Source organism: Flavonifractor porci, from assembly GCF_037572415.1.
In the GTDB taxonomy this organism is placed as follows: domain Bacteria; phylum Bacillota; class Clostridia; order Oscillospirales; family Oscillospiraceae; genus Flavonifractor; species Flavonifractor porci.
Genome location: NZ_JBBHLB010000006.1, coordinates 161410 through 183281, shown reverse-complemented (window position 1 = coordinate 183281; position 21872 = coordinate 161410). Strand labels below are relative to the sequence as shown.

Below are 21872 nucleotides of genomic sequence, written 5' to 3'. Positions count from 1 at the left end.
TTTATCTCATCCACAAGGAAAAATATAGCTTTCGCACTTCTTATGCTATCATAACTTTTTGCGTCTGTCAATGCACAGCCGGCAGCGCTATAATAAAGCGGCTGCCGCCGCCGGGGGCCTCTTCCACCCGGACCGCCCCGCCGTGGAGCTCCGCAATGGCCCGCACCAGGGAGAGGCCCAGGCCGGCGCCGCCCAGCTGTCGGGAGCGGGATTTGTCCACCCGGAAAAAGGGCTCAAAGACCTGTTCCCGCAGCTCCTGAGGAATGCCGCTACCCTGGTCGGACACCTCCACCCGGAACAGGTGGTCCTGCCGGGCCGCCCGAATGGTTACCGTTCCATTGGGACGGTTATATTTGATGGCGTTTTCCACCAGGTTGGAAAAGGCCCGTTCCAGCAGAGTGGCGTTTCCCGGGACAGTTCCAGGCTCTGCCTGTAACTGGATGCGGATGTTCTGCTCTGCTGCCAGAGCCTCCAGGCCGTCTACCGTGCGGGCCAGCAGCTGGGCCAGGTCGATGGGCTCGTCCCGCTCCAGCTCATCCATGTTGGTGAGGGCCAGCAGATCGCCCACCAGATCGGACAGACGGTTGGTGTGCTCCTCCAGTACGTTCAGCAGCGCTGCGGTTTCCGCCGTGTCGCACAGGCCTTTTTTGCGAAACAGGGCGATGCGGGTTTTCAGGACCGCCAGCGGAGTCCGCAGTTCATGGGCGGCGCACTGGGAGAATCGCTTCTGACGGGCAAAGGCCTGACTGAGATTTTGCGACATTTGGTTGAAGGAGACCGTCAGGCCAGCCACCTCGTCCCCGCTGGAGGGTACGGGCAGGGGCCGGTCCAGATCTGCCGCCGTCCGGCTGCGGATCTGCTGGTCCAGCCGGCGCAGAGGAGACAGGGCCTTCCCGGTAAGCCAATAGACCATCCCGCACCCCGCCGCCACAATGACCCCCATGGCGACCAGGCTCTGAGTCCGGAAGGCCTGCCGGGCGGGGAGGGCGGCCTGGGCCAGGGAGAGGGACGCCATGGGGGCGGAGGAGGCAGACCCCACTGTCTGCGCAGGTTGGATGGGAATGGCCTCAATGGCGTCCGCCATCTCGTAGGCGTAATAATTATGGCTGAGGGTGAGCAGCAGGCAGCAGGCCGCCAGCAGCACGCCGCACACCAGGGTCACCCGCAGCCGCAGGGAAAGACTGCGTTTCACGGCGCCACCTCCAGATAATATCCCTGCCCGATCTTGGTTGTAATGGGGTCATAGCCCAGGGTGTCCCGCAGTTTTTTCCGCAGGGAGGAGATGTGCATCCGCACGGAATGGCTGAAGGGGTTGGAGTCGGACGCCCAGATGTGTTCCAGCAGCTCCTCCTGACTCACGGTATTTCCTGGGTGGAGCATCAAATGCTCCAGGATGCCGAACTCCTTGCGGGTCAGCGGAAGGGGAGTTCCATAGGCCGAGATCTCCCGTTTTCCGGAGTCCAGCATCAAAGGCCCTGCGGTGACCGCTGTGCTTCGCGAGACAAAGTCCCGGCGGAGGAGGCTGCGTACTCTGGCCTCCAGTTCCTCCAGCTCAAAGGGCTTTGTCAGGTAGTCGTCCGCCCCCAGATCCAGGCCTTCCACACGGTTTGCCAGAGTGCTCCTTGCGGAGAGGATCAGCACCCGCAGGCGGGGCCTCTCCCGGCGGACGGCCTGTAAGATGTCCAGCCCGTCCATCCCGGGCAGATTCAGATCCAGGACCACCAGATCATAGGGCTCCACCAGAAGCCGCTCCCAGGCCTCCAGGCCGTCATAGCAGCGCTCCACCGTGTAGCGCTCCAGCTCCAGGTCCTCGGCAATATCGTCGCACAGCTGACGCTCATCTTCCACCACTAAAATTCTCATGCCAAAACTCCTGCTGTTTTCTTTTATGGTACCACAGGTCAGGTCAAATCCGTGTCAAGGTCTCCTTGACACGGATTTGACCTGTGTTATGGTATCATGTCCGGCGTCAAATGAAAATACAGGAGGCATTCCAATGAACAAGAAAACAGTTTTGGCCGGAGCGCTGGCCCTCTGCATGACTCTTTCCGCCTGCGGCAGCAAGACGCCCAGCCTGGAGGAGGTGGAGGCCGCCATCCGTGACGGCTCTGTTACCGTCGAGGACGCCCTGGACAAGGGCTGGGTCGACCAGGCATGGGTGGATAACTATATGGAGGAAAACTCGGTTCCTGCGGCGGACAAGATCGCCATCAATATGGTGGGGGAGTTTGAGACCGAGACTGTGACCGGAGAGGCCTTCACCAATACTGATCTCTCCTCTGTGACTTTCATGGCGTTTCTGGACCCGGAGGATGGGGGCGCTGCCGGGTACTATGAGGAGCTGGTCAAGGCGGTGGAGAACGTCCGGGGGGCCGGAGCCGACATCGTCCTGTGTACCAAGGGGGGCATGGACGACCAGCTGTATCAGGACGCGCCCTTCCCGGTTGTAGCCTACAACGACTCCATGCAGGAGGCTCTGGCCCAGAATGACGAGATGGCCTCCGGCATCCCCTGCACCGGCGTGTGGTATGTGGATGGCTCCCTGGTCTCCGCCTGGCTCTCCACCGCGGACGCGGACTCTCTGGCGGAATCCGCCAAAAGCTTTGTGGATATGAAGGAGGAGCCTCAGGAGAGCGGGGACGGCAGCATGACGGCCATGCCCATGGGCTGAGGAACGGGCCATGCGAAAAATTTCTGTTGTCCTCCTCCTTGCCGCCGGAGTGCTGGTGGCAGCGGGGGCCCTGCGGGGGGAGACCGCCACGGTCCTGAACAAGGGGATCAATCTGTGTCTGGAGTGTGTTGGCATTGGCTAAAAAGCGACGGGGGAGCGGCCGGTGGCGCATACAGCTGCTTGCCACATTGGCCTTCAACCCCTTTCTGCAAAACTTTATCCAGGGAAAGCTGCACCGGGGGGCCAGCAAACAGGTCTGCGTGCCCGGCCTGAACTGCTACTCCTGCCCGGCGGCGGCGGGCTCCTGCCCCATCGGCTCGCTGCAGGCGGTGATCGGCTCCCCCAAATACCATGTGTCCTACTACATTGTGGGGATACTCCTTTTGTTTGGCGTCCTGCTGGGGCGGGTGGTGTGCGGCTTCCTGTGCCCCTTCGGCTGGTTTCAGGAGCTGCTGCACAAGATCCCCAGTAAAAAGTTCAGCACCCGGCCCTTTCGTATCCTCACCTATGTGAAATATATCGTGCTGGTGCTGTTTGTCATCGTACTGCCCATGACGGTGGTCAATGAGGTGGGGCTGGCCGACCCGTTTTTCTGCAAGTATGTCTGCCCCGCCGGGATTCTGGAGGGCGGACTGCCCCTGGCTCTGGTCAATGAGAACATCCGGGCCAGCCTGGGGGTGCTGTTTACCTGGAAAAGCTGTGTGCTGTTGGGGTTGATCGTACTGGCGGTCTTTTTTTACCGGCCATTCTGCAAGTGGATCTGCCCCCTGGGCGCCTTCTACGCCCTGTTCAACAAAGTCTCCCTCTGCCGGCTGTCGGTGGACGGGGACAAGTGTACCAGCTGCGGCGCGTGTAGCAGGGTGTGCAAAATGGATGTGGACGTATTCCGCCACCCCAACCACGCCGAATGTATCCGGTGCGGGGACTGTATCCGGGCCTGTCCCCATCAGGCCATTGGCAGGACCCCGATCCTGAATGCAAAACAGAAAAAGGAGCGTATTTCATGAAAAAAGTAATGTGTATGATTTTGACCGCGGCCCTTGGGCTGAGCCTGACCGCCTGTGGTTCCTCCGGTGATGAACTGGTCTCCAAAACCCCCTTTCCCACATTTTCCGAGCAGGATACCCAGGGGAACACGGTGACCAGCGAGATCTTTGCCGACTACGACGCCACCATCGTGAATTTCTGGAACAACGGCTGCGGCACCTGCATCGCGGAAATGCCCGAGCTGGAGGAACTTTATCAGGAGCTGAAGGAGAAAAACATCAACCTCATCGGGGTGGCCTCCGATTCCGGCGAAGGGGAGGAGCAGCGCAAGACCGCCCAGAACATCCTGGAGGAAAAGGGCGTGACCTACACCAATCTGTCCCCCGACCCTGAGAACGAGCTGTACCTGGACTTCATTTCCCAGCTGGCAGGCTATCCCACCACCTATGTGGTGGACAGCGAGGGCAACATTGTGGGCGCGCCCATCATCGGGAATGTAAAGGAACAGGAGGACACCCTGAAGGCCCGTCTGGAGCAGGCCATCGACGGCTGAGGGGCTGGTACAGCGCTCCTTTTGTGGTATAATAACCGCAGTCCAAACAGCCAGGCTGTTTGGGGCCGCCTTTCAGGCGACTGGGCGCGGCGAACTGCCGCGCACTGCGCTTGTTACACCATGGCCGAAACCGGCTGCACCGGTTTTTGCCGCGCTGCGGCGCACAAGCCGGAACGGCTTGCAGCCATGGTATAATAAACAGGCAGTTATGAGAAAGAGACAGGAGGAGATAGGGCCATGGAGTTTCACCCCATCCATCTGGACAGCTGGGCCCGGAGAGAACATTTTGAGCATTATCTCACGGAGGTGCCCTGCACCTACAGCCTGACGGCAAAGCTGGATATCACTCCCCTGGTGGAGGCCGGGGTGAAGCTCTATCCCACCATGCTCCACCTGCTGGCCCGGGCGGTCAACCGGCATCCGGAGTTCCGCATGGACTTTGACGCCGACGGCAACCTGGGCTGCTATACCACCGTGCATCCCTGCTATACCATTTTCCACAAGGACAGCGAGACCTTCTCCAATCTCTGGACCGCCTATATAGCGGATTATGAGGCCTTCTGCCGAGCCTACCGACAGGACCAGCAGCAATATGGCGGCAACCACAGCATGATGGCCAAGCCCGATGTGCCGCCCAATGCCTTCCCGGTCTCCATGCTGCCCTGGGAGAGCTTTGACGGTTTTCAGCTCAATCTGCAAAAGGGGTACCGCTACCTGCTTCCCATCTTCACCATGGGCAGGTACGAGCGGGAGGGGGAACGCTGCCGGATGCCCATCTCCATCCAGGTGCATCACGGGGCCTGTGACGGCTTTCATGTTTGCAGGCTGCTGTCCGAACTGAAAGAGGACATTGCCGGGGGAGCCTGGTAAACGGGATGGAGACGCCTGAACGACAAAAAAGAGGCGGCACAGCTTTTACGCTGTGCCGCCTCTTTTTTAACCTTCCGGGTCCAGAATTGCCTGGGACAGATCAATGGGATGGTCACACTGGTTGTCCACGTCGGTATCGTTGCCGGAAAACACGGTGCCTGCAAAGTCCAGGGGGATGTCGGTGGGTACGTTCTCCATCAGCACGGCGGTGCCGTTGTTGATGAACTGGTTGTCGTGGTAGCGGCTGTCCGAGGCAGACTGGCCGGTGGCGTTGAAGTGGAGGCCCACCTCGTTTTCCATAAAGGTACACTCGGTCACATTGATCCAGGCCTCCCCCTGGGACTGGAAGCCGGTCTTGTAGCCGGTGAAGGAGCAGCCAATGGCCCAGGCCTTGGTGGGGGCGATGATGCCGGTGTCGGTGCCGTCCCCCACGAAATCCATATCGTAGAAGTAGTTGATCCAGTAGAAGCTGGCGCTGCCGTCCATTGTCACCGAGCCCTTGAGGGTGGTGCGGTCCGCCCCCTGGTCGGTGCAGCCGTAGAACTCATAGGAGCGGCTCAGATTCAGATCTCCCTCATAGGTCACCGGGGGCAGGTAGATGTACACCAGATCGGAAGGGGCGATCTCCTTGGCGGTCTGATCCAGCAGGGCCTGGAGGTCCTCCACGGTGTCCATGGGGGTGTCCTCCCAGTGGTACTCGTGGGTGATGATGGCGGTAACATGGATGTTCTGGCGGACCCGGATCACGTCCCCATTCTTCATCTGGACGGTCCAGACGATCTGGGACTCTCCGGAATTGCCGGTGAAGTCCAGGGGGCAGATCATGGCGGCGTCGGGGGAGTAGTCCTCGTCGTGACGGGGCTCCCCGGGGGTGAGGGGATCGGCGGCATTCTCGTCGGGGACCACCTCCACGGTGACCTGCTCCACCAGCGGCTCAAACTCACTCCAGGCGTCGGCGCCGGTGGCGGCGTCGTTGACGTACCACCGGGAGGGCCAGCGGTACTGTTCGTCGGGAGCGCCCTGCTGGTAGATGTCGGGGGCGGGAGCGCAGCGGTCGTTGGGCCAGGCCACCAGCAGCTGGTAGGTTTTGTCCCCGCTCTCGTAGTATACCTCGCCCAGCGCGTCAAATTCCTGGGGCTCATAGGGCCGGTTGAAGTACCAGACTACCCCGCCAATGGCGGCGGCCACCGCCAGGATCAGCAGGCCCACCAGCAGCTTTTTCAGCAGGGGGATGGCGGTTTTTGCCTGCTTCCGGGGGTGAATATCCTTGGCACAGTGGGGACAGAAGGCGGCGTTTTCCGGCAGGTCCGCGCCGCAGTGGGGGCATTTGCGTTCCATAGTGGGATTCTCCTTTACTCAAAGGTGGCCTGGGACAGATCCAGGGGTTGGTCGCAGCGGTTGAGGATGCTCTGGGCGTTGGCCCGGAAGACGGAGCCCTGGAAGTTGAGGGTCACGTTGGTGGGTACGTTGTCCAGCAGCACCGCCACATCGTTGCCGAAAAAGCGGTTGTCGTTATACATGGAGTGGTTGGCGTATTCTCCCACGCTGTCAAAGTGGAAGCCGATGCCGTTGCTTTGGAAGGTACAGCCGATGACGTTGGCCCAGCTGGTGCCGTAGGCATAGACTCCGGTGTCCCAGCCGGTGAAGGTGCAGTTGGTGGCCCGGAAAGAAATGGAGCCAGAGAGACCGGTGCCGCTGCCCCTTCCCGCAAAGTCAATGTCCTGGAGATAGGCGATCTCGCTGTCGGGAGCTACCACCTGAACGGGGCCGGTAAAGGTGGTGCGGTTTCCTGCTTCGTCGGCGGAGCCGTACAGGTTTATGCTCCGGCCCCGAATGGTGATACCGTCCTCGTAGGTCACCGGAGGCAGATAGAGGTTGATGACCGCCACCGGGTCGTTCACCTGGCCGCCAATGGTGTCGATGAGTGCCTGCAGGTCCTCCGCCGTGTCCATGGGGTAGTCCTCCGGGTAGTAGTCATACACCGGGATGGGAACGACCTCATAGGTCTGCCGGAGGTAGATGGTGTCTCCGTTTTTCATTTGGAAGGTCCATACCAGCTCCGCCGTGCCGCTCTCCCCGGTAAAGTCGATGAGGGAGATGAGGGGGCACTCGGGCGCTCCCTCGTTGTAGGCGGGCTGGGAGCACAGGTAGGGGGAGGAGCTGTCCTCCTGGCCGATGAAGGCCGCACTGACCTCCTCCACCTCCGCCAGGAAGGCGTCGGAGACATCGCTGCCGGTGCTGTCGTTGATAAACAGCCGGGAGGGCACCCGATACTGGCCCTCCGGCTCCCCCGGAATGGTCATCTCCGGCACGGGGGTGTAGCGGTCCACGTGCTGGGTGAGCAGGAGCTGATAGTCCCCGTAGCGGACCTCCCCATAGCCGTCGTAGGTTTTGGGGGCGAAGGCCAGCCACAGTCCGAACCCCACGGCGGCCAGCAGCGCCAGAGCCAGCAGCCCAAGCAGCAGCTTTTTCAGCAGGGGAGTGGCGGTTTTTGCCGCTTTCCGGGGGTGGATATCCTGGGCGCAGTGGGGGCAGAAGGAGGATTCCGACCGCAAAGGCGCGCCGCAGTGGGGGCATTTGTGATCCATCTCTTATCCTCCGTTCCCCTGGTAGTCCAGCATGGTGTAGCCCAGCAGGTTGTAGTCCCGGTCCAGCAGCAGGTAGCACATCCACCGGCCCTCATTGGGCAGGAACTCCTCCAGCCGTTGGATCTCCCGGCACTGGCGCTCCAGCTCCGGGCCGTGGAGGGTGTGCCACAGGGTGTAGATCTGGGCGTCGTCCTTCCGAAGCACCGGGCCCTGGCCGGTGTTGTAGCCCTTCAGGAACCACACCGCCCCGGAGGAGGGGATCTCCTCCGGCGGGATGTAGGTGGAGAAATCGTCCTCCCAGTTGCCCTCAAAGGCGGCCAGCTCCGCCTCGTAGAGGTGGGTGAAGTCGTAGTCGCAGTTCACCACGTCCATCTGCCACTTGCCGTCCCCCAGGCTGGTGGGGGAGCCGATGAAATAGCCCATCAGGTGGGTGTTGCCGTCAAAGATCAGCAGAGCCACCCGGTTGTTGGAGTCGCCCCCCGCGTCGTACATCCCACGCTCCCCCACAGCGCTTTCGGCGCCACGGGAGGACACCAGAATGGCCATCTGGAAGCTGTCCACCAGATAGTCGTCGATGTTGTCGCCCGTCTTGATGGTGGTGCCAAAGTCGATGCAGGTGAGGGTGGGGAAGAACGCCTCCAGATATTCGGGGGTGACCGTCACCATGCCGTCCTCGTCCTCCTGAAAGACCACCGGCGTGGTCTCCCCGGCGGGGAGTTTGGCGGGAGGCTCATGGAGCAGCGCCCAGCCCACCAGGACGGCCGCCGCCGCGATGGCCAGAGCCAGCATCCATTTCAGACCCTTCCGCCACAGGCGGGCGGGAACGGGGGCCGCCTCCCGGGTACGGATGCTCTGGGCGCAGTGGGGACAGAAGGAGGACTCCGACCGCAAAGCTGCGCCGCAGTGGGGGCATTTGTGTTCCATAGGGATCATCTCTTTCATGTAAAGGTAGCGCCTCCGGTGTCAATGGCATGGGCGTTGGGGTTGAGGATGGTCGCCACGTTGCCGTCAAACAGGCAGCCGGTAAAGTCGATGGTTCTGAGGCCGGGCACCCGCAAAAGGTCCACCGCCACCGTGTTGTTCCGGAAGGTGTTGTTGGTAAAATCGGTGTAATTGCAGTAAGTTCCGCCGCTGTCGAAGCGGAAGCCGATGTCGTTGTCGGTGAAGAGGCAGTCTTTGGGGTTGGCCCAGGCCTCCCCGCCCACCAGCAGACCGATGTCCCAGCCGGTAAAGGAGCAGTCCAGCACCCGGTACTGGGCGGCCACGGTGAGGCCGGTGCCGGTGCCGTTCCCCACGAAGTCGATGTGTTCGATGTCGCACAGGGGGTCCTCCTCCGGCGACAGCACCACCGGCCCCAGGAAAGTGGTGCGCCGGCCCTGCCCGTCGGTGGAGCCGGAGAGGTTGATGCCCCGCCGGTCGATGACGAGGCCGCCCTCATAGGTCACCGGCGGCAGGTGAATCCGCACCACCGTGGACAGGGGGACCTCCGCCTGGATCTGATCCACCAGGGCCTGGAGGTCCTGGGTGGTGTCCATATCGTAGTCCTCCGGGTAGTAGTGGGCGGTGTCCACCCTCTGGAAGTCGATCTTCTGGCGGAGAAAGATGGTGTCCCCGTTTTTCATGGTGATGGTCCACTCCACCTCCACCGGCCCCTCACTGCGGCCGGTAAAATCCAGAGTGGTCAGGGCCAGGCCATCGTAGGGGTCCTCGGGGTCCAGAGGCAGGGAGCAGACCACCGGGGAGGGGCTGTCCGGCGGCTGGATCACCCGGGTCTGGAACTGCTGCATCTGGTTGAAAAAGACCCGTCCCGCGTCCTGGCCGGAGTCCACATGAGTGACGAACAGCCGGGAGACCCGGTCGTAGACCCCGCCCTCCTCCACCTGCATGGTATGGGCCGCCTGGGGGACGGCGTCGGTTTGGCAGGTGAGGAACAGGTGGTAGTCGTTACCGTTTAGGTTGTAGGTCAGTTCCCCCCAGCCCTCATATACATCGGGGGTAAAGGTGCCGTACACCAGCCAGCCCGCCCAGCCAAGGACGGCCAGCACCAGCAGCAGAAGAGTCCGCTTGAACGGCTTCAGCCACCGGCGGACGGGTGTGTCCACCTCTTGCCGGGTGCGGCGGTTTTGGGCGCAGTGGGGACAGAAGGAGGCCTCCGCCGGAAGGGGTGTGCCGCAGTGAGGGCAGCGTAAATTCATAGCACTCGCCTCCCTCAGTCAAAGGTGGCACGGGTGAGGTCGGTGGGGTGGCCGGCGGGGTTGGAGAGGTTCAGGCCGTTGCCGGAGAAGGCGCAGCCGTTGAAGTAGAGGATCTTGGCTCCGGGTACCCGGAGCAGCTCCACGGCAGTGCCGTTGTTCCGGAAGGTGTTGCCCTCCAGCATATTGCCGTTGACGTAGTCCCCCACGCTGTCGAAGCGGAAGCCCACGCCGTTGTCCTCAAACCAGCACCCGGTGGGGTCGGCCCAGTCGTCTCCGCCCACCAGCAATCCGGTATCCCAGCCGGTGAAGAGGCAGTCCCGCACCCGGCCGTCGGCCTCCACGGTGAGGCCGGTGCCCGAGCCGCTGCCCCGGAAATCAATATTCTCAATGAAGCACTGGGGGCCCCGGTCCACGTCCACCGTCACTGGGCCCAGAAAGGCGGTGCGCATCTTCTTGTCATCCACGGTGCCGTACAGGTTGATGGGACGCCCGGTGATGGTGAGGCCTCCTTCGTAGTGGACGGGGGGCAGATTGATCCGTACCACCGTGGGCAGGGGAATCTCTGCCTGGATCTGATCCACCAGGGCCTGGAGGTCCTCAATGGTGTCCATGTCGTAGCCCTCCGGGGTGTAGTCCACCACATCCACCGGCTCGATCACCATTTTGTGCCGCAGCAGGATGGTGTCCCCGTTTTTCATGTTTAGGGTCCACCGGATCTCCGCCGCCCCCCGGCTCTGACCGTCAAAATAGAGCGGCGAGAGGGCCATTCCCTCGGCGGCGGAATCGCCCTGATAGGTGGGCTGCTGCCAGGTGATGGGGGAGGGGTTGTCCTGGGCCTGGACCACCTGGACCTGAATGGTCTCGATCTGCTGGCGAAAGACCTGCCCGGCGTCGGCGCCGGAGTCCACATGGGTGACAAAGAGCTTGGCGGCCCGGTCATAGTCCCAGTCCTCGATGGTCTGCACGGTATATACCGGCTCCGGAGTGCTGTCGTTGCGGAAGGTGACGGCCAGATGGTAGTCGTTGTCGTTCAGACGGTAGGTCAGCTCCCCCCAGCCGTCATATGTGTCGGGGGTAACGGCGTCATAGAGCAAACAGACCGCCGCCGCCAGGGCGGCCAGCACCGCCAGCAGCACGACCCGCCGCAGGGGCCGCAGCCACCGGCGGAGGGGCGGCTCCGCCTCCCGCCGGGGGCGGAGGGCTTCCATGCAGTGGGGGCAGAAGGAGGCCTCGCTGGGGAGGGGAGCGCCGCAGGAAGGGCAGGGCTTGGTCCCGCCGGTCATGTCACAAGACCTCCATCAGCCGCAGCACGTTGCGGTAGCGGTGCTGGGGATTGACGTGGGTGCAGCGGTCCACGATGCGGCCCATTTTGCCCCCCGCCAGCTTCTTGGAGGGATGCTCTCCGGTGAGCATCACGTTGATGAGCACCCCCAGGGAGTAGATGTCGGTGCGGATGTCCGACTGGGACAGGCCGTACTGCTCCGGGGCGGCAAAGCCGGTGGTGCCCAGGATCTGAGTATCGTTGTCGTGCTCCGGTTTATGTAAACGGGCGGCGTCGAAGTCGATGAGCACCGCCTCGTCTCCCCGGAGGATGATGTTCTCCGGCTTCACGTCACGGTGGACGGCGCCGATGGAGTGGAGGACCCACAGGGCCTTGCATACCTGACGGACGATCTTCCGGGTCTCCTCAGGTGAAAAGAGGGCCTCCTGCAACAGGAAGCCCAGGGTGTCGCCCTCAATAAATTCCTCCAGCGCCAGGACCTTGTTTCCATCCACCGCCACCTCGTACACGGTGGGCAGGTTGGGACAGGTGTAGTCCAGCAGCTTTTGATAGACTTCCGGATTGCCGGTAAAACGGCGCAGCACCAGCCGTTTGCCGGTGGCCTTGTGTCGGATGAGCTGTACGCTGCCCCGGGGGCTTTCCTTTAAAATCCGGACCAGTTCATACTCCTCCTGAAGCGCATTGGTAAGCCAGGTATAAATAGAAATCACCCCTGAAAAACTTTGTACACTATGCAGTGGGCATATTGTATCCAAGTACAAAGTGTTGTACATTTAGTATAAATAGAGTATAAACGATTTCCAGCGCAAAGTAAAGAGGAGTGGCAGAGATGGAAAATAAGACCACAGATAACCTGAGTCAGGAGTTGATGAGCGAGGCAAATATTGATTCTTATCTGCAGGACAATCAGCCCTTCTTTGCCAACCAGAGCATTGCGGAGCTGTTGGCGGAATTATATCGGAAAAAGGACTTCTCCAAGGCGGCCCTGGCCCGGAAGGCGGGGATGAGCGAGGTCTATCTCCACCAGGTCTTTGCCGGCCGGCGCAATCCCTCCCGGGACCGGCTGCTCTGCCTGTGCGTGGGGCTGGAGACCACTCTGGAGGAGGCCCAGCGGCTGCTCAAGCAGGCCAGCTATGCCCCTCTCTATCCTCGGCTGAAGCGGGACGCCATCATCAGCTTCGGCATTGTGCATCACATGGAGCTGGGGGAGATCAACGACAAGCTGTTTTCGGAAAACGAAAGGACCCTGTATTGATGCCATCCACCAAATGAGAGGAGCGAACTATATGAAAACCATTGCAAAAAAGATCTGCGCCGGGGCGCTGGCCCTGGTGCTGTCCGTGTCCATGCTGCCCGGGGCGGCCCTGGCGGCAGAGAGCCTGGATAACTTTCAAAAGGTCAATACCTACACCGCCGGGAAATTCACCGACGTAGCCGCTTCCAGCTGGTACGCCGAGAGCGTGCAGAAGGCCTACGAGCTGGACCTGGTGAAGGGAAGCAGCGGCAACACCTTCTCCCCCACCCAGAACCTGACCATCAGTTCTACCCTGGCCCTGGCCTGCCGCCTGCACAGCATCTACCACACCGGCAAGGCCGACTTCCAGCAGGGTGAGCCCTGGTACCAGGTGTATGTGGACTACGCGGTGGAAAACGGCATCATCACCGCCGGCCAGTTCACCGACTACAACGCCAACGCCACCCGCCGTCAGTTCGCCGGCATCCTGGTGAAGGCCCTGCCCGCCGAGGAACTGAAGGCCATCAACACCATCGAGGACGGGGACATCCCCGATCTGGCCGCCGGTTCTGCCAACTACGGGGATATCTACACCCTCTACCGGGCGGGCATCCTCACCGGCAGCGACAAGTACGGCACCTTCCTGCCTGAGACCCCCATTGACCGTGCCTCGGTAGCCACCATTATCTCCCGCATGGCGCTGCCCGACCAGCGCCGCCAGGTGACCCTGGAGGAGAAGCCGGTGACCATTACCGCCATCACCCTGGATAAGACCACCCTGGCCATTCAGCAGGGCGAGAGCGGCAAGCTCACCGCCTCTGTCACCCCCGCCAACTCCACCGAGAAGCTGACCTGGACCAGCTCCAACAAGAGCGTGGCCACCGTGGCCGGTGACGGTACTGTGACCGCCGTGGCCCCCGGCACTGCCGTCATCACCGCCGCCGCCCCCAGTGGCGTCAAGGCCACCTGCACCGTCACCGTGTCCAAGCGGGCCCTGTCTACCCAGCCCCTCTATGAGGACTCCAACGTCAGCATCAAGTTCTCCAAGGTCCAGAAGAGCAGATATGACGCCGGCGAGGCCGAGCTCTATCTGGACGTGACCAACAAGACGGGGAGCACCATCACCGTTCAGGCCGATGCGGTGAGCCTCAACGGCTACACCTTTAACGACCTGGTCATGAGCGCCGACGTATCCGCCAACTCCACCGGTACCGTCAGGGTTACCATCAAGAACTATGATTCCTCCCTGGTGAACCTGAACAGCGTCCAGACTGTGGGCGGACAGTTCCGGGTCATTCTGGGCGGCGTGGGCAGCGGCTCCAAGACCACCCATGCCCGCTTTGACGCCACCAACCTGTACACCGGCAAGACCGACGACACCATCCCTGCCGTCAGCGGCAAGGAGAAGCTGTACAGCGACGAAAATGTGGAATTCTACTACGGCAAGACCCAGAAGTACCGCCACTCTGACGACGGCAGCCAGATCGAGGTCTACCTGCTGGTCCGCAACAAAACCAACTTCACCGTGATGATCCAGAACGACACCGTGGTCATCGACGGCAGAAGCTATGACCGCACCACCATGTCCCACCCCGTCCTGGCCCACTCCACCGGCTATGTGAAGGTCACCGTGAGAGAGTACAGCGGCCCCACTCCCTCCACCGTTACCACTGTGGGAGGCGACTTCCGCGTTATTGACGACCTGGGCGACCGGGGCACCTACACCATTACCCTGGGCGGCGGCTCCAGCGGCGGCTGGGAAGGCGGCGGTGACGGCGATGGTGACGGCGGCGATAACGGTTCCTCCTCCGGCGGCAGCTCCGGCGGCAATACCGGCAACATGGATCTGGACGCTACTTACAGCGGCTACTCCAACATTCCCGACTTTGGCGGTATCTTCGGTGTCACCCCCATGAGTGAGGAGCCGGACGACAACTCCACCATGTATGTCTATGACCTGAAGGATATCCCCGGCGGACCCAGCAACCGGCGGGATGTGCTGGACCTCTACGTCAAGCTGCTCAAGGGGAAAGGCTTTGTGTACTCCAACAGCCAGGGCGGTATAAACTACGGCTACACCTATGACGTCTATCAGAGAGGCATACTCCCCTCCCTGGAGTATATGGTAAGCGTGGGCACCATTTACAAGGGCACTACTCCCGTTGCCATCGCCATCAACGTGATCGATATGCAGAAATGACCGACTGTCTTTTCCTGTGAAAAGCGGCCGCCTTCGGGCGGCCGCTTTTTCCACCGCCGGCGTTTCCATACTTGCGGTTTTACACCGGGCGTATTACAATAAGATTGTACAAATCAGACAAGGAGGTGCCCCATGAAACTGACCTTTTTCGGCGCAGCCCGCGCCGTGACCGGCAGCTGCCACTGTGTGGAGTGCGGCGGGAAGAAAATTTTGGTGGACTGCGGCCTGCAGCAGGGCAGGGACGAGCGGGACAACCAGGAGCTGGACTTTAACGCCGGGTACATCGACGCGGTGGTGGTCACCCACGCCCATATTGACCACTCCGGCCGTATCCCCCTGCTGGTGAAGCAGGGATTTACCGGCAACATCTACTGCACCCGTCTCACGGGGCAGCTGCTGAGCATTATGCTGCGGGATTCCGCCCACATTCAGGAGAGCGACGCCCAGTGGCAGAACCAGAAGGGCAGGCGTGCCGGCGCCGAGCCGGTGGAGCCCCTCTACACCGTGGCCGACGCCGAGGCCGCCATCAAGCACATCGTCACCTGTGAGTACGGCACCCGCCTCCAGATCGAGGACGGGGTGAAGGTGCGCTTTGTGGACGCGGGCCACCTGCTGGGCTCGGCCAGCGTGGAAATGTGGCTCACCGAGGGGGAGGAGACCCGGAAGGTGGTATTTTCCGGCGACATCGGCAACCGGGACCAGCCCATCATCCGGGACCCGGAGTACATCAGGGAGGCCGACTACGTCCTCACCGAATCCACCTACGGTGACCGGCTTCACGACATGGACAAGGACCCGGACTACACCGGGGACCTGGCCGCCATCATCGACGAGACCCTGGGCAAGGGCGGCAACGTCATCATCCCCTCCTTTGCCGTGGGCCGCACCCAGGAGCTTTTGTACTTCATGCGGGAGATGAAGGAGCAGGGACTAGTGAAGAGCGTGCCCAACTTCCAGGTGGTGGTGGACTCCCCCCTGGCGGGCGAGGCCACCCGCATCTTCTCCGGCGACCTCCACGGCTATCTGGACGAGGAGGCCATTGCCGCCCTGAAGGGAGGGGCCCTGTTCCAGTTCCCCGGCCTCACCATCACCGAGTCCAGCGAGGAGTCCCGGGCCCTCAATGAGGACAAGACTCCCAGGGTCATCATCTCTGCCTCCGGTATGTGCGATGCCGGCCGGATCCGCCACCATCTGAAACATAACCTGTGGCGGCCCGAGTGTACCGTAGTCTTTGTGGGCTTCCAGGCCGAGGGCAGCCTGGGCCGGCGGCTCATCAACGGGGTCACGTCGGTGAAGCTGTTCGGCGAGGAGATCGCCGTCCGGGCCAGGATCGTCAACTTCCACGGCCTCAGCTCCCACGCCGACCGGGACGGCCTGCTGCGGTGGATCGAGAGCTATAACCCCAAGCCCCGGCAGGTATTTGTGGTCCACGGCGACGCGGAGGTCACCGAGATCTACGCCAACACCCTGCGCCAGCGGGGACTGGCCGCCCACGCCCCCAACTATGAGGAGGTCTACGACCTGCTCACCAACAAGATGCTCTCTCCCGGCCTGCCGCCGGAGCAGAAGCCCGCAGCCACCCCCGGCGCCTCTCCCGCCTACCAGCGGCTGGAGGAAGTGGGCCGCAAGCTGATGGAGGTCATCGCCCACAACAAGGGCGGCACCAACAAGGACCTGGGCAAGTTTGCCGACCAGCTGCGGGCCATCATCGAGAAGTGGGACCGCTGATATCTGCCATACAAAAAGGCCGCCCGATATGGGCGGCCTTTGTTGTTATGCGGGGATGGCCCCGTAGCCGAATTTGGCCCGGTAGTACCACAAAAAGCCAATGGACAGCAGGCAGGAGACAGCCTCCGCCACCGGCACCGCGATCCATACCCCAGTGACCCCAATGATCCGGGGCAGCAGGAGCAGCCCGGCCATGAGGAAGCCGAAGGTGCGGGCGAAGGAGATAAGGGCGGAGGTCCGCCCGTCGGACAGGGCGGTGAAGAGGGCGGAGGCAAAAATGTTGATCCCGGCAAAGAGGAAGGTGGGGGCAAAGAGGTGGAAGCCCTCCAGGGCCAGAGCATTGACCTGGGTACCGGCGGGGGAGAACACCCCCACGATGACCGGGGCCAGCACCAGAGCGGCGGCCAGAATGCCCACGGCGGCGCACAGGATGAACCGGGTGCAGTGGCGGAAGGTGGCGCGCAGCCGGTCATACCGCTCCGCCCCCTGGTTGAAGCTGAACACCGGGGCCACACCCATGGAGAAGCCCAGGAACAGAGCCACCAGCAGGAACTGAGCGTAGAGCACGATGGTGATGGCGGACACCCCCGGCTCTCCCAGAAACTCCATCATAATGGCGTTGAAGAAAAAGGTGGTGACGGCGGTGGACAGGTTGGTCACCATCTCGGAGGAGCCGTTGAAGCAGGCCTTGCCCAGCAGAGGCCAGTTGGGCCGGGGCCGGGCAAAGCGCAGCCCCTCCTTCCGGGTGAGGAAGAAGACCACGCCGCACACCGCCGGGATGCAGTAGCCGGTGACGGTGGCCACGGCGGCTCCGGCAATGCCCATTTGCAGCGGCCCCATGTACAGCCAGTCCAGCACGCCGTTGGTGACGCCGGCGGCGATGGTGAGCCCCAGCCCCAGACCGGGCTTGCCCGCCGCCACAAAGAAACTCTCAAAAAGCAGCTGGAGCATGGCCATGGGAGTGAAGAGCAGCAGGATACGCAGGTAGCAGGCGGTATCCGCCAGCAGCAGGTCGCTGGCCCCCAGCAGACGGGCCAGAGGCTCTGCGCCGAAGGCTGCCAGCAGGGCAAAGAATACCCCGGCGCACACTGCCGTCACCGCCAGAAAGCCAAAGGTGTGCCGGGCTCCCTCCAGGTCCCCCGTCCCCATCCGGTGGGACACCACGGCACTGCCGCCGGTGCCCAGCATGATACCCACCGCCAGCACGATGCTGATGGCGGGGTAGGCGATGTTGATGGCAGCCAGGGCGTTCTCGCCCACCAGCCGGGAGGTGAGCACCCCGTCCACAATGGTGTACAGGGAGGTCACCAGCATCATGATGGTGGTGGGCAGGGCAAAGCGGAGCAGTCCGCCCAGAGTAAAGTCCTGATCCAACCGGTTTTTCATGGCCTGTTCCCTCCATTTCCAGCAAGCGTTTACAAGCAGCACAAATCATGATAAGCTATCGGGTAACCCGATAGTCAAGAGGGAGGTTTGCGCCATGGATCAAACGGAGATGCGCTTTACCACCGGGGAGTTTGCGGCCCTGTGCGGCGTCACCAAGCACACCCTGTTCCACTACGATGAGATCGGCATCTTCTCTCCCGCCATCCGGGGGGAGAACGGCTACCGTTACTACGCCCCAGTGCAGATCGAGGTGTTCCAAGTCATTTCCGTCCTCAAGGAGCTGGGAATGCCCCTGTCCGACATCAAGGCCTACCTGGACCGGCGCAGCCCGGAGGCGCTGCTGGAGCTGCTGGAAGAGGAGGCGGCCGCCCTGACGGAGAAGCTGTCCCGGCTGCGTCGGCTGCGGACCCTGATCCGCCGGAAAGCGGAGCTGACCCGGCAGGCTCTGGCTGTTCAGCCCGGCCAGGTAGTGGTGGAGGAGTGGCCCCAGCGGTGGTATGTGGCCACCGCCGCCCCCGGTATCACCGACGTGGGCAAATACGTCCACATCCTGGCCCGCCATCTGGAATACTGTGAGGCCCATCAGGTGGCCAGCCCCTACGCCCTGGGGGCCATCCTGCCGGTGGGGGCCGCCCGGCGGGAGGACTGGGAGGGCTATACCTACTGCTACACCCAGGTGGACAGGCCCATCGGAGGAGTGCGGCTGCTCACCGCTCCGGCGGGACGTTATCTGACCTACTTCCATGCCGGCAGTTTTGACACCGTTCGGGAGGGCTACCGGCGGCTGCTGGAGTGGGCCGATGTCCACGGCCTGGCACTGGGGGAGCTGTTCTGGGAGGATGTGCTGCTGGACGAACTGCGGGCAAGGGCTACGACCAGTATCTGCTGCGGCTGTCGGTGTTTCTCCCGGAGGAGACTGACGGCGGAGATCAGGGTGTGCTCTGATCTCTGTCCCCCAGACTGGAATTGAGTTTTTTGACGCTGCGCAGGGCCAGCATATACTGGATACCCCAGATCAGGAAAAAGAGCAGAGTAAAAATAGCCAGATAGCCCAGTACGCCCGTTAGGCTGCGCTCCATCCAGTGACAGAAGTAGGCGGTGGGGATCAACAGGGCGGCCCCCAGCAGGAAGTAAACAGCAGTCTGCCGGGCCAGGCTCCACCGCTCCAGCTCCCACAGCACGGAACCGGCGGCAAAGCCTGCGCCGATCAGGCCGCACAGGGCGGTCTGGATCAGGACAGCCTGGGCCTCACTTCCCACCTGGGCCGCAAAGGTGGGCATACAGGGATAAAAGGCCCCGTTTCCCCAGGACAGGGAGGAAAAAACAGTGATGATATGCCCGATGGCGATCCCCAGAGGAATGCCCAGCAATCCCCGCAGAAGCAAATTCTTTTTCATACGGTTCACCTCACAGACCAAATCGTTTTTTCAGCTTTGGGACATACCGCCTGGAGACATAGGTGGTGGTGCCATCGGTCAGCTTTACCCGGATGGTGCCGGTCAGGCTCAAATCAAAGCTGTGGACCTTTTTCAGATTGATAAGCTCAGAGTTGGAAATACGCACAAAGAGATGGGGGTCCAGCTGCGCCTCCGCCTCGTACAGCCGCAGGCGAAGGGCATACGCTCCCTGATCGGTGGCAGCCAGCACCTTTCCGGCGCTGGCGTATACCCGGATCAGTTCCGCCGGTTCCAGCAGCCGTACCGTCTCGCCCCGACAGCCCGTGATCAGCCGCTGTCCGGCCCGGGAGAGCTGCTCCACCGCCTGCCGCACGTCATCGGTAAGGGCGGCGGTGAAAATAACAGCCTTTGGCTGGACATAGGCCTCGTCAATGCTTACTTCCACTTGCATGGTGATCACCCCTTTCCGTGATGATGCCATTATAGGGAGCGGGTGGGCGAGGTGCAACCCATTTTCCACAGCCGGTCGTTTTGGCCTCACAGGTGGTATGATAGAGAGAAAAAACCACGGTATATTTAGAACAAATGTTTGCAATCATGAGAGGATTATGGTATACTAAAGTCACATAAGACTGGATAAGGAGGGTCTGCCATGAAAACGCTCTCGCCCAAGCAGCAGCAGATCTACGACTATATCATTTCCTTCTCTGCCGAGCACGGCTATCCCCCCTCCGTCCGGGAGATCGGGGCCTATGTGGGGCTGAAATCCCCCTCCACCGTCCACTTTCACCTGAAGGGGCTGGAGTCGGCGGGCCTCATCACCAAGGCGGAGGGCAAGACCCGCTCCATCACCGTGGCCCAGCCGGAGACCCCGGCGGTCCCGGAGGACAAGGTGCCGGTGGTGGGCAGCGTGGCCGCCGGGTCCCCCATTCTGGCCCAGGAGTGCATTGAGGACTATCTGACCTTTGACACCGGCGGGCGGCCCGGGGAGTATTTTGCCCTGAAGGTGCGGGGAGAGTCCATGAAATACGCCGGTATCCTGCCCGGGGACCTGGTGATCGTCCATCAGCAGGCCGATGCCCACAGTGGGGAGATCGTGGTGGCCCTCTTTGAGGACGAGGCTACGGTGAAGACCCTCCGCCGGAAGGACGGCCATGTGTGGCTCATGCCGGAGAACCCGGACTACGAGCCCATCGACGGCGAGGGCTGCGCCATCCTGGGCAAGGTCACCGCCGTGGTACGGCGGTACTGAGATGGACCGGGTGGTCTTTGATACTCCCGTGGGGTCCATGGCCCTGGAGGAGGACGGGGGCGCGCTTGCCGCCCTGTACCTGCCCAATGCCCCCATGCCTCCGGCGGGGGAGGAGACGCCCCTGCTTGCCCGGGGGCGGGAGGAACTGCGGGCCTATCTGGCAGGGGAACGGCGGGACTTCGACCTGCCCCTGGCCCCCCAAGGCACCCCCTTTCAGCACAAGGTATGGTCCGCCCTGGCGGATATCCCCTACGGGCAGACCATCACCTACGGAGAACTGGCCCGCCGGGTGGGCTGCCCCAAGGGCAGCCGGGCGGTGGGCCAGGCCAACCACCGCAATCCCCTGCCCATTCTGCTGCCCTGCCACCGGGTGGTGGGGGCCGGCGGGACCCTCACCGGCTACGGGGGCGGACTGAAATTGAAGGAATGGCTGCTGCGACTGGAGGGAATCTTATGAAGAGACTGTTTTCTGCCGCCGACGCCTATATCGCAAAGATGAACTGGAAGGACCTGGCCCTGGTGAAGCTGTGCCTGTGCGCCGCCGGTGTCATGCTGGGGCTGGCCGCTCCCAAACGGGCGCGGAAATGGGCGGCTCTGGGGGCGGTGGTCGTCTTTGTGGCCACCTATCTGCCCATTATGCTGAAATTCCTCCCCCATCTGACTGCCTGGGGGAGAGAGGAGAGGGATGCATGAAGCTGATTACCTGGAACGTCAACGGCCTGCGGGCCTGCCTGGGCAAGGGCTTTCTGGACATCTTCCAGGAGATGGACGCCGACGCTTTTTGCCTTCAGGAAACCAAGCTCCAGCCCCACCAGATCGAGCTGGACCTGCCTGGCTACCACATCTACTGGAACAGCGCCGAGAAGAAGGGCTACTCCGGCACCGCCCTGATCACCAAGACCGAGCCTCTGACCGTGACCTACGGCCTGGGCATCCCGGAGCACGATACCGAGGGCCGGGTGATCACGGCGGAGTATGCGGACTTCTATCTGGTGTGCTGCTATACCCCCAACGCCCAGAACGAGCTGGCCCGCATTGATTACCGGATGCAGTGGGAGGATGATTTCCGGGCCTACCTGATGGCGCTGGACCAGAAGAAGCCGGTGGTGCTGTGCGGCGATCTCAACGTGGCTCATGAGGAGATCGACCTGAAGAACCCCAAGAGCAACCGGGGCAACGCGGGCTTCTCCGACCAGGAGCGGGGCAAGATGACCATGCTGCTCCAGAGCGGCTTTGCCGACAGCTTCCGTGTCCTGTATCCGGACAAGACCGGGGCTTATACCTGGTGGAGCTACCGCTTCAACGCCCGGAAGAACAACGCCGGGTGGCGCATCGACTACTTCATCGTGTCGGAGCGCCTGATGCCCCGGGTGAAGGACCAGATCATCCACGCCGACGTCACCGGCAGCGACCACTGCCCGGTGGAACTGGATCTGGATGGAATGATGTGAAATAAAATGGCCGCCATCAGGCGGCCATTTTATTTTGTGGGCGGGCCGCTATGCGACCCGGCCATATTGACTTTGTTT

At 62.1% G+C, this 21872-nt stretch carries 24 protein-coding genes; 13 read left to right on the top strand and 11 right to left on the bottom strand.

The window, feature by feature from the left end:
• Window positions 1–67: 67 nt before the first annotated feature.
• Both WHJ28_RS07635 and WHJ28_RS07630 read right to left on the bottom strand, forming a co-directional pair.
• Window positions 68–1192 (bottom strand): sensor histidine kinase, encoded by a 1125-nt coding sequence (locus tag WHJ28_RS07635; protein ID WP_340041259.1) that lies wholly within the window; start codon window positions 1190–1192, stop codon window positions 68–70.
• On the bottom strand, window positions 1189–1863 hold the full coding sequence (locus WHJ28_RS07630; protein ID WP_340041257.1) for a response regulator transcription factor: 675 nt from the start codon (window positions 1861–1863) through the stop codon (window positions 1189–1191). The genes WHJ28_RS07635 and WHJ28_RS07630 overlap by 4 nt, the downstream gene beginning before the upstream one ends.
• A gap of 133 nt (window positions 1864–1996) precedes the next feature.
• Here WHJ28_RS07630 and WHJ28_RS07625 point away from each other — a divergent pair, with 133 nt between their 5' ends.
• The 5 genes from WHJ28_RS07625 (at window position 1997) to catA (ending at window position 5081) form a co-directional block, all read left to right on the top strand.
• Complete coding sequence (locus tag WHJ28_RS07625) at window positions 1997–2671, top strand: hypothetical protein (protein WP_340041255.1); 675 nt, start codon at window positions 1997–1999, stop codon at window positions 2669–2671.
• Window positions 2672–2681: 10 nt separating this feature from the next.
• Complete coding sequence (locus WHJ28_RS07620) at window positions 2682–2813, top strand: CD1871A family CXXC motif-containing protein (RefSeq protein WP_340041253.1); 132 nt, start codon at window positions 2682–2684, stop codon at window positions 2811–2813.
• Window positions 2806–3678, top strand: a complete 873-nt coding sequence (locus WHJ28_RS07615) for a 4Fe-4S binding protein (RefSeq protein WP_340041251.1) — start codon at window positions 2806–2808, stop codon at window positions 3676–3678. Before WHJ28_RS07620 ends, WHJ28_RS07615 begins: the two co-directional genes overlap by 8 nt.
• Window positions 3675–4211 carry a TlpA family protein disulfide reductase gene (locus WHJ28_RS07610; RefSeq protein WP_340041249.1) on the top strand — a complete coding sequence of 179 codons (537 nt, stop codon included), beginning with the start codon at window positions 3675–3677 and terminating at the stop codon, window positions 4209–4211. The genes WHJ28_RS07615 and WHJ28_RS07610 overlap by 4 nt, the downstream gene beginning before the upstream one ends.
• Before the next feature lie 237 nt (window positions 4212–4448).
• On the top strand, window positions 4449–5081 hold the full coding sequence (catA, locus tag WHJ28_RS07605; protein WP_340041247.1) for a type A chloramphenicol O-acetyltransferase: 633 nt from the start codon (window positions 4449–4451) through the stop codon (window positions 5079–5081).
• Window positions 5082–5147: 66 nt separating this feature from the next.
• On the opposite strand, the gene WHJ28_RS07600 is transcribed toward catA, so the two are convergent.
• Genes WHJ28_RS07600 through WHJ28_RS07575 form a run of 6 tightly spaced genes read right to left on the bottom strand, consistent with a single transcriptional unit; the run spans window position 5148 to window position 11856 of the window.
• Window positions 5148–6419 carry a zinc ribbon domain-containing protein gene (locus WHJ28_RS07600; RefSeq protein WP_340041245.1) on the bottom strand — a complete coding sequence of 424 codons (1272 nt, stop codon included), beginning with the start codon at window positions 6417–6419 and terminating at the stop codon, window positions 5148–5150.
• Between the two features lie 14 nt (window positions 6420–6433).
• The gene (locus tag WHJ28_RS07595; protein ID WP_340041243.1) at window positions 6434–7669 is read right to left on the bottom strand and encodes a zinc-ribbon domain-containing protein; all 1236 of its coding nucleotides are present in this window, start codon (window positions 7667–7669) and stop codon (window positions 6434–6436) included.
• A gap of 3 nt (window positions 7670–7672) precedes the next feature.
• Window positions 7673–8593, bottom strand: a complete 921-nt coding sequence (locus tag WHJ28_RS07590) for a zinc ribbon domain-containing protein (protein ID WP_340041241.1) — start codon at window positions 8591–8593, stop codon at window positions 7673–7675.
• Between the two features lie 14 nt (window positions 8594–8607).
• A complete protein-coding gene (locus WHJ28_RS07585) occupies window positions 8608–9864 on the bottom strand; it encodes a zinc-ribbon domain-containing protein (protein WP_340041239.1) in 1257 nt (418 codons plus the stop codon).
• 14 nt (window positions 9865–9878) lie between these two features.
• Window positions 9879–11147, bottom strand: coding sequence for a hypothetical protein (locus tag WHJ28_RS07580; protein WP_340041237.1), 1269 nt, complete (start codon window positions 11145–11147; stop codon window positions 9879–9881).
• Between the two features lies 1 nt (window position 11148).
• The gene (locus WHJ28_RS07575) at window positions 11149–11856 is read right to left on the bottom strand and encodes a serine/threonine protein kinase (RefSeq protein ID WP_340041235.1); all 708 of its coding nucleotides are present in this window, start codon (window positions 11854–11856) and stop codon (window positions 11149–11151) included.
• Window positions 11857–11975: 119 nt separating this feature from the next.
• Between WHJ28_RS07575 and WHJ28_RS07570 the strand changes: the two genes are divergently transcribed.
• The 3 genes from WHJ28_RS07570 (at window position 11976) to WHJ28_RS07560 (ending at window position 16308) form a co-directional block, all read left to right on the top strand.
• Entirely contained in the window at window positions 11976–12401 is a 426-nt protein-coding gene (locus WHJ28_RS07570; RefSeq protein ID WP_340041233.1) for a helix-turn-helix domain-containing protein, read from the top strand.
• A 31-nt stretch (window positions 12402–12432) separates the two neighbouring features.
• On the top strand, window positions 12433–14580 hold the full coding sequence (locus tag WHJ28_RS07565) for an Ig-like domain-containing protein (protein ID WP_340041231.1): 2148 nt from the start codon (window positions 12433–12435) through the stop codon (window positions 14578–14580).
• Window positions 14581–14712: 132 nt separating this feature from the next.
• Window positions 14713–16308, top strand: a complete 1596-nt coding sequence (locus tag WHJ28_RS07560) for an MBL fold metallo-hydrolase RNA specificity domain-containing protein (RefSeq protein WP_340041229.1) — start codon at window positions 14713–14715, stop codon at window positions 16306–16308.
• Between the two features lie 45 nt (window positions 16309–16353).
• Here the strand turns inward: WHJ28_RS07560 and WHJ28_RS07555 are convergent, their stop codons facing one another.
• Window positions 16354–17694, bottom strand: coding sequence for an MATE family efflux transporter (locus tag WHJ28_RS07555; protein ID WP_340041227.1), 1341 nt, complete (start codon window positions 17692–17694; stop codon window positions 16354–16356).
• Window positions 17695–17788: 94 nt separating this feature from the next.
• Between WHJ28_RS07555 and WHJ28_RS07550 the strand changes: the two genes are divergently transcribed.
• Entirely contained in the window at window positions 17789–18664 is an 876-nt protein-coding gene (locus WHJ28_RS07550) for a MerR family transcriptional regulator (RefSeq protein ID WP_340041225.1), read from the top strand.
• On the opposite strand, the gene WHJ28_RS07545 is transcribed toward WHJ28_RS07550, so the two are convergent.
• A complete protein-coding gene (locus WHJ28_RS07545) occupies window positions 18624–19091 on the bottom strand; it encodes a DUF3021 domain-containing protein (RefSeq protein ID WP_340041223.1) in 468 nt (155 codons plus the stop codon). The two genes, WHJ28_RS07550 and WHJ28_RS07545, sit on opposite strands and share 41 nt — an antisense overlap.
• A 10-nt stretch (window positions 19092–19101) precedes the next feature.
• Window positions 19102–19542, bottom strand: a complete 441-nt coding sequence (locus tag WHJ28_RS07540) for a LytTR family DNA-binding domain-containing protein (RefSeq protein WP_340041221.1) — start codon at window positions 19540–19542, stop codon at window positions 19102–19104.
• A 201-nt stretch (window positions 19543–19743) separates the two neighbouring features.
• Here WHJ28_RS07540 and lexA point away from each other — a divergent pair, with 201 nt between their 5' ends.
• Genes lexA through WHJ28_RS07520 form a run of 4 tightly spaced genes read left to right on the top strand, consistent with a single transcriptional unit; the run spans window position 19744 to window position 21794 of the window.
• Window positions 19744–20343, top strand: coding sequence for a transcriptional repressor LexA (lexA, locus tag WHJ28_RS07535; protein ID WP_087399970.1), 600 nt, complete (start codon window positions 19744–19746; stop codon window positions 20341–20343).
• A gap of 1 nt (window position 20344) precedes the next feature.
• The gene (locus WHJ28_RS07530; protein ID WP_340041216.1) at window positions 20345–20800 is read left to right on the top strand and encodes a methylated-DNA--[protein]-cysteine S-methyltransferase; all 456 of its coding nucleotides are present in this window, start codon (window positions 20345–20347) and stop codon (window positions 20798–20800) included.
• Entirely contained in the window at window positions 20797–21036 is a 240-nt protein-coding gene (locus WHJ28_RS07525) for a permease of phosphate ABC transporter (RefSeq protein ID WP_340041214.1), read from the top strand. The genes WHJ28_RS07530 and WHJ28_RS07525 overlap by 4 nt, the downstream gene beginning before the upstream one ends.
• On the top strand, window positions 21033–21794 hold the full coding sequence (locus WHJ28_RS07520) for an exodeoxyribonuclease III (RefSeq protein ID WP_340041212.1): 762 nt from the start codon (window positions 21033–21035) through the stop codon (window positions 21792–21794). Before WHJ28_RS07525 ends, WHJ28_RS07520 begins: the two co-directional genes overlap by 4 nt.
• Window positions 21795–21872 lie beyond the last annotated feature (78 nt).

What these genes read in the sequence shown, in the direction of transcription:
- WHJ28_RS07630 (WP_340041257.1), bottom strand. Translation starts at nt 1,863, where the DNA reads ATGAGAATTTTAGTGGTGGAAGATGAGCGTCAGCTGTGCGACGATATT.
- WHJ28_RS07625 (WP_340041255.1), top strand. Translation starts at nt 1,997, where the DNA reads ATGAACAAGAAAACAGTTTTGGCCGGAGCGCTGGCCCTCTGCATGACT.
- WHJ28_RS07620 (WP_340041253.1), top strand. Translation starts at nt 2,682, where the DNA reads ATGCGAAAAATTTCTGTTGTCCTCCTCCTTGCCGCCGGAGTGCTGGTG.
- WHJ28_RS07610 (WP_340041249.1), top strand. Translation starts at nt 3,675, where the DNA reads ATGAAAAAAGTAATGTGTATGATTTTGACCGCGGCCCTTGGGCTGAGC.
- catA (WP_340041247.1), top strand. Translation starts at nt 4,449, where the DNA reads ATGGAGTTTCACCCCATCCATCTGGACAGCTGGGCCCGGAGAGAACAT.
- WHJ28_RS07600 (WP_340041245.1), bottom strand. Translation starts at nt 6,419, where the DNA reads ATGGAACGCAAATGCCCCCACTGCGGCGCGGACCTGCCGGAAAACGCC.
- WHJ28_RS07595 (WP_340041243.1), bottom strand. Translation starts at nt 7,669, where the DNA reads ATGGATCACAAATGCCCCCACTGCGGCGCGCCTTTGCGGTCGGAATCC.
- WHJ28_RS07590 (WP_340041241.1), bottom strand. Translation starts at nt 8,593, where the DNA reads ATGGAACACAAATGCCCCCACTGCGGCGCAGCTTTGCGGTCGGAGTCC.
- WHJ28_RS07585 (WP_340041239.1), bottom strand. Translation starts at nt 9,864, where the DNA reads ATGAATTTACGCTGCCCTCACTGCGGCACACCCCTTCCGGCGGAGGCC.
- WHJ28_RS07580 (WP_340041237.1), bottom strand. Translation starts at nt 11,147, where the DNA reads ATGACCGGCGGGACCAAGCCCTGCCCTTCCTGCGGCGCTCCCCTCCCC.
- WHJ28_RS07570 (WP_340041233.1), top strand. Translation starts at nt 11,976, where the DNA reads ATGGAAAATAAGACCACAGATAACCTGAGTCAGGAGTTGATGAGCGAG.
- WHJ28_RS07565 (WP_340041231.1), top strand. Translation starts at nt 12,433, where the DNA reads ATGAAAACCATTGCAAAAAAGATCTGCGCCGGGGCGCTGGCCCTGGTG.
- WHJ28_RS07560 (WP_340041229.1), top strand. Translation starts at nt 14,713, where the DNA reads ATGAAACTGACCTTTTTCGGCGCAGCCCGCGCCGTGACCGGCAGCTGC.
- WHJ28_RS07555 (WP_340041227.1), bottom strand. Translation starts at nt 17,694, where the DNA reads ATGAAAAACCGGTTGGATCAGGACTTTACTCTGGGCGGACTGCTCCGC.
- WHJ28_RS07550 (WP_340041225.1), top strand. Translation starts at nt 17,789, where the DNA reads ATGGATCAAACGGAGATGCGCTTTACCACCGGGGAGTTTGCGGCCCTG.
- WHJ28_RS07545 (WP_340041223.1), bottom strand. Translation starts at nt 19,091, where the DNA reads ATGAAAAAGAATTTGCTTCTGCGGGGATTGCTGGGCATTCCTCTGGGG.
- WHJ28_RS07540 (WP_340041221.1), bottom strand. Translation starts at nt 19,542, where the DNA reads ATGCAAGTGGAAGTAAGCATTGACGAGGCCTATGTCCAGCCAAAGGCT.
- lexA (WP_087399970.1), top strand. Translation starts at nt 19,744, where the DNA reads ATGAAAACGCTCTCGCCCAAGCAGCAGCAGATCTACGACTATATCATT.
- WHJ28_RS07530 (WP_340041216.1), top strand. Translation starts at nt 20,345, where the DNA reads ATGGACCGGGTGGTCTTTGATACTCCCGTGGGGTCCATGGCCCTGGAG.
- WHJ28_RS07525 (WP_340041214.1), top strand. Translation starts at nt 20,797, where the DNA reads ATGAAGAGACTGTTTTCTGCCGCCGACGCCTATATCGCAAAGATGAAC.
- WHJ28_RS07520 (WP_340041212.1), top strand. Translation starts at nt 21,033, where the DNA reads ATGAAGCTGATTACCTGGAACGTCAACGGCCTGCGGGCCTGCCTGGGC.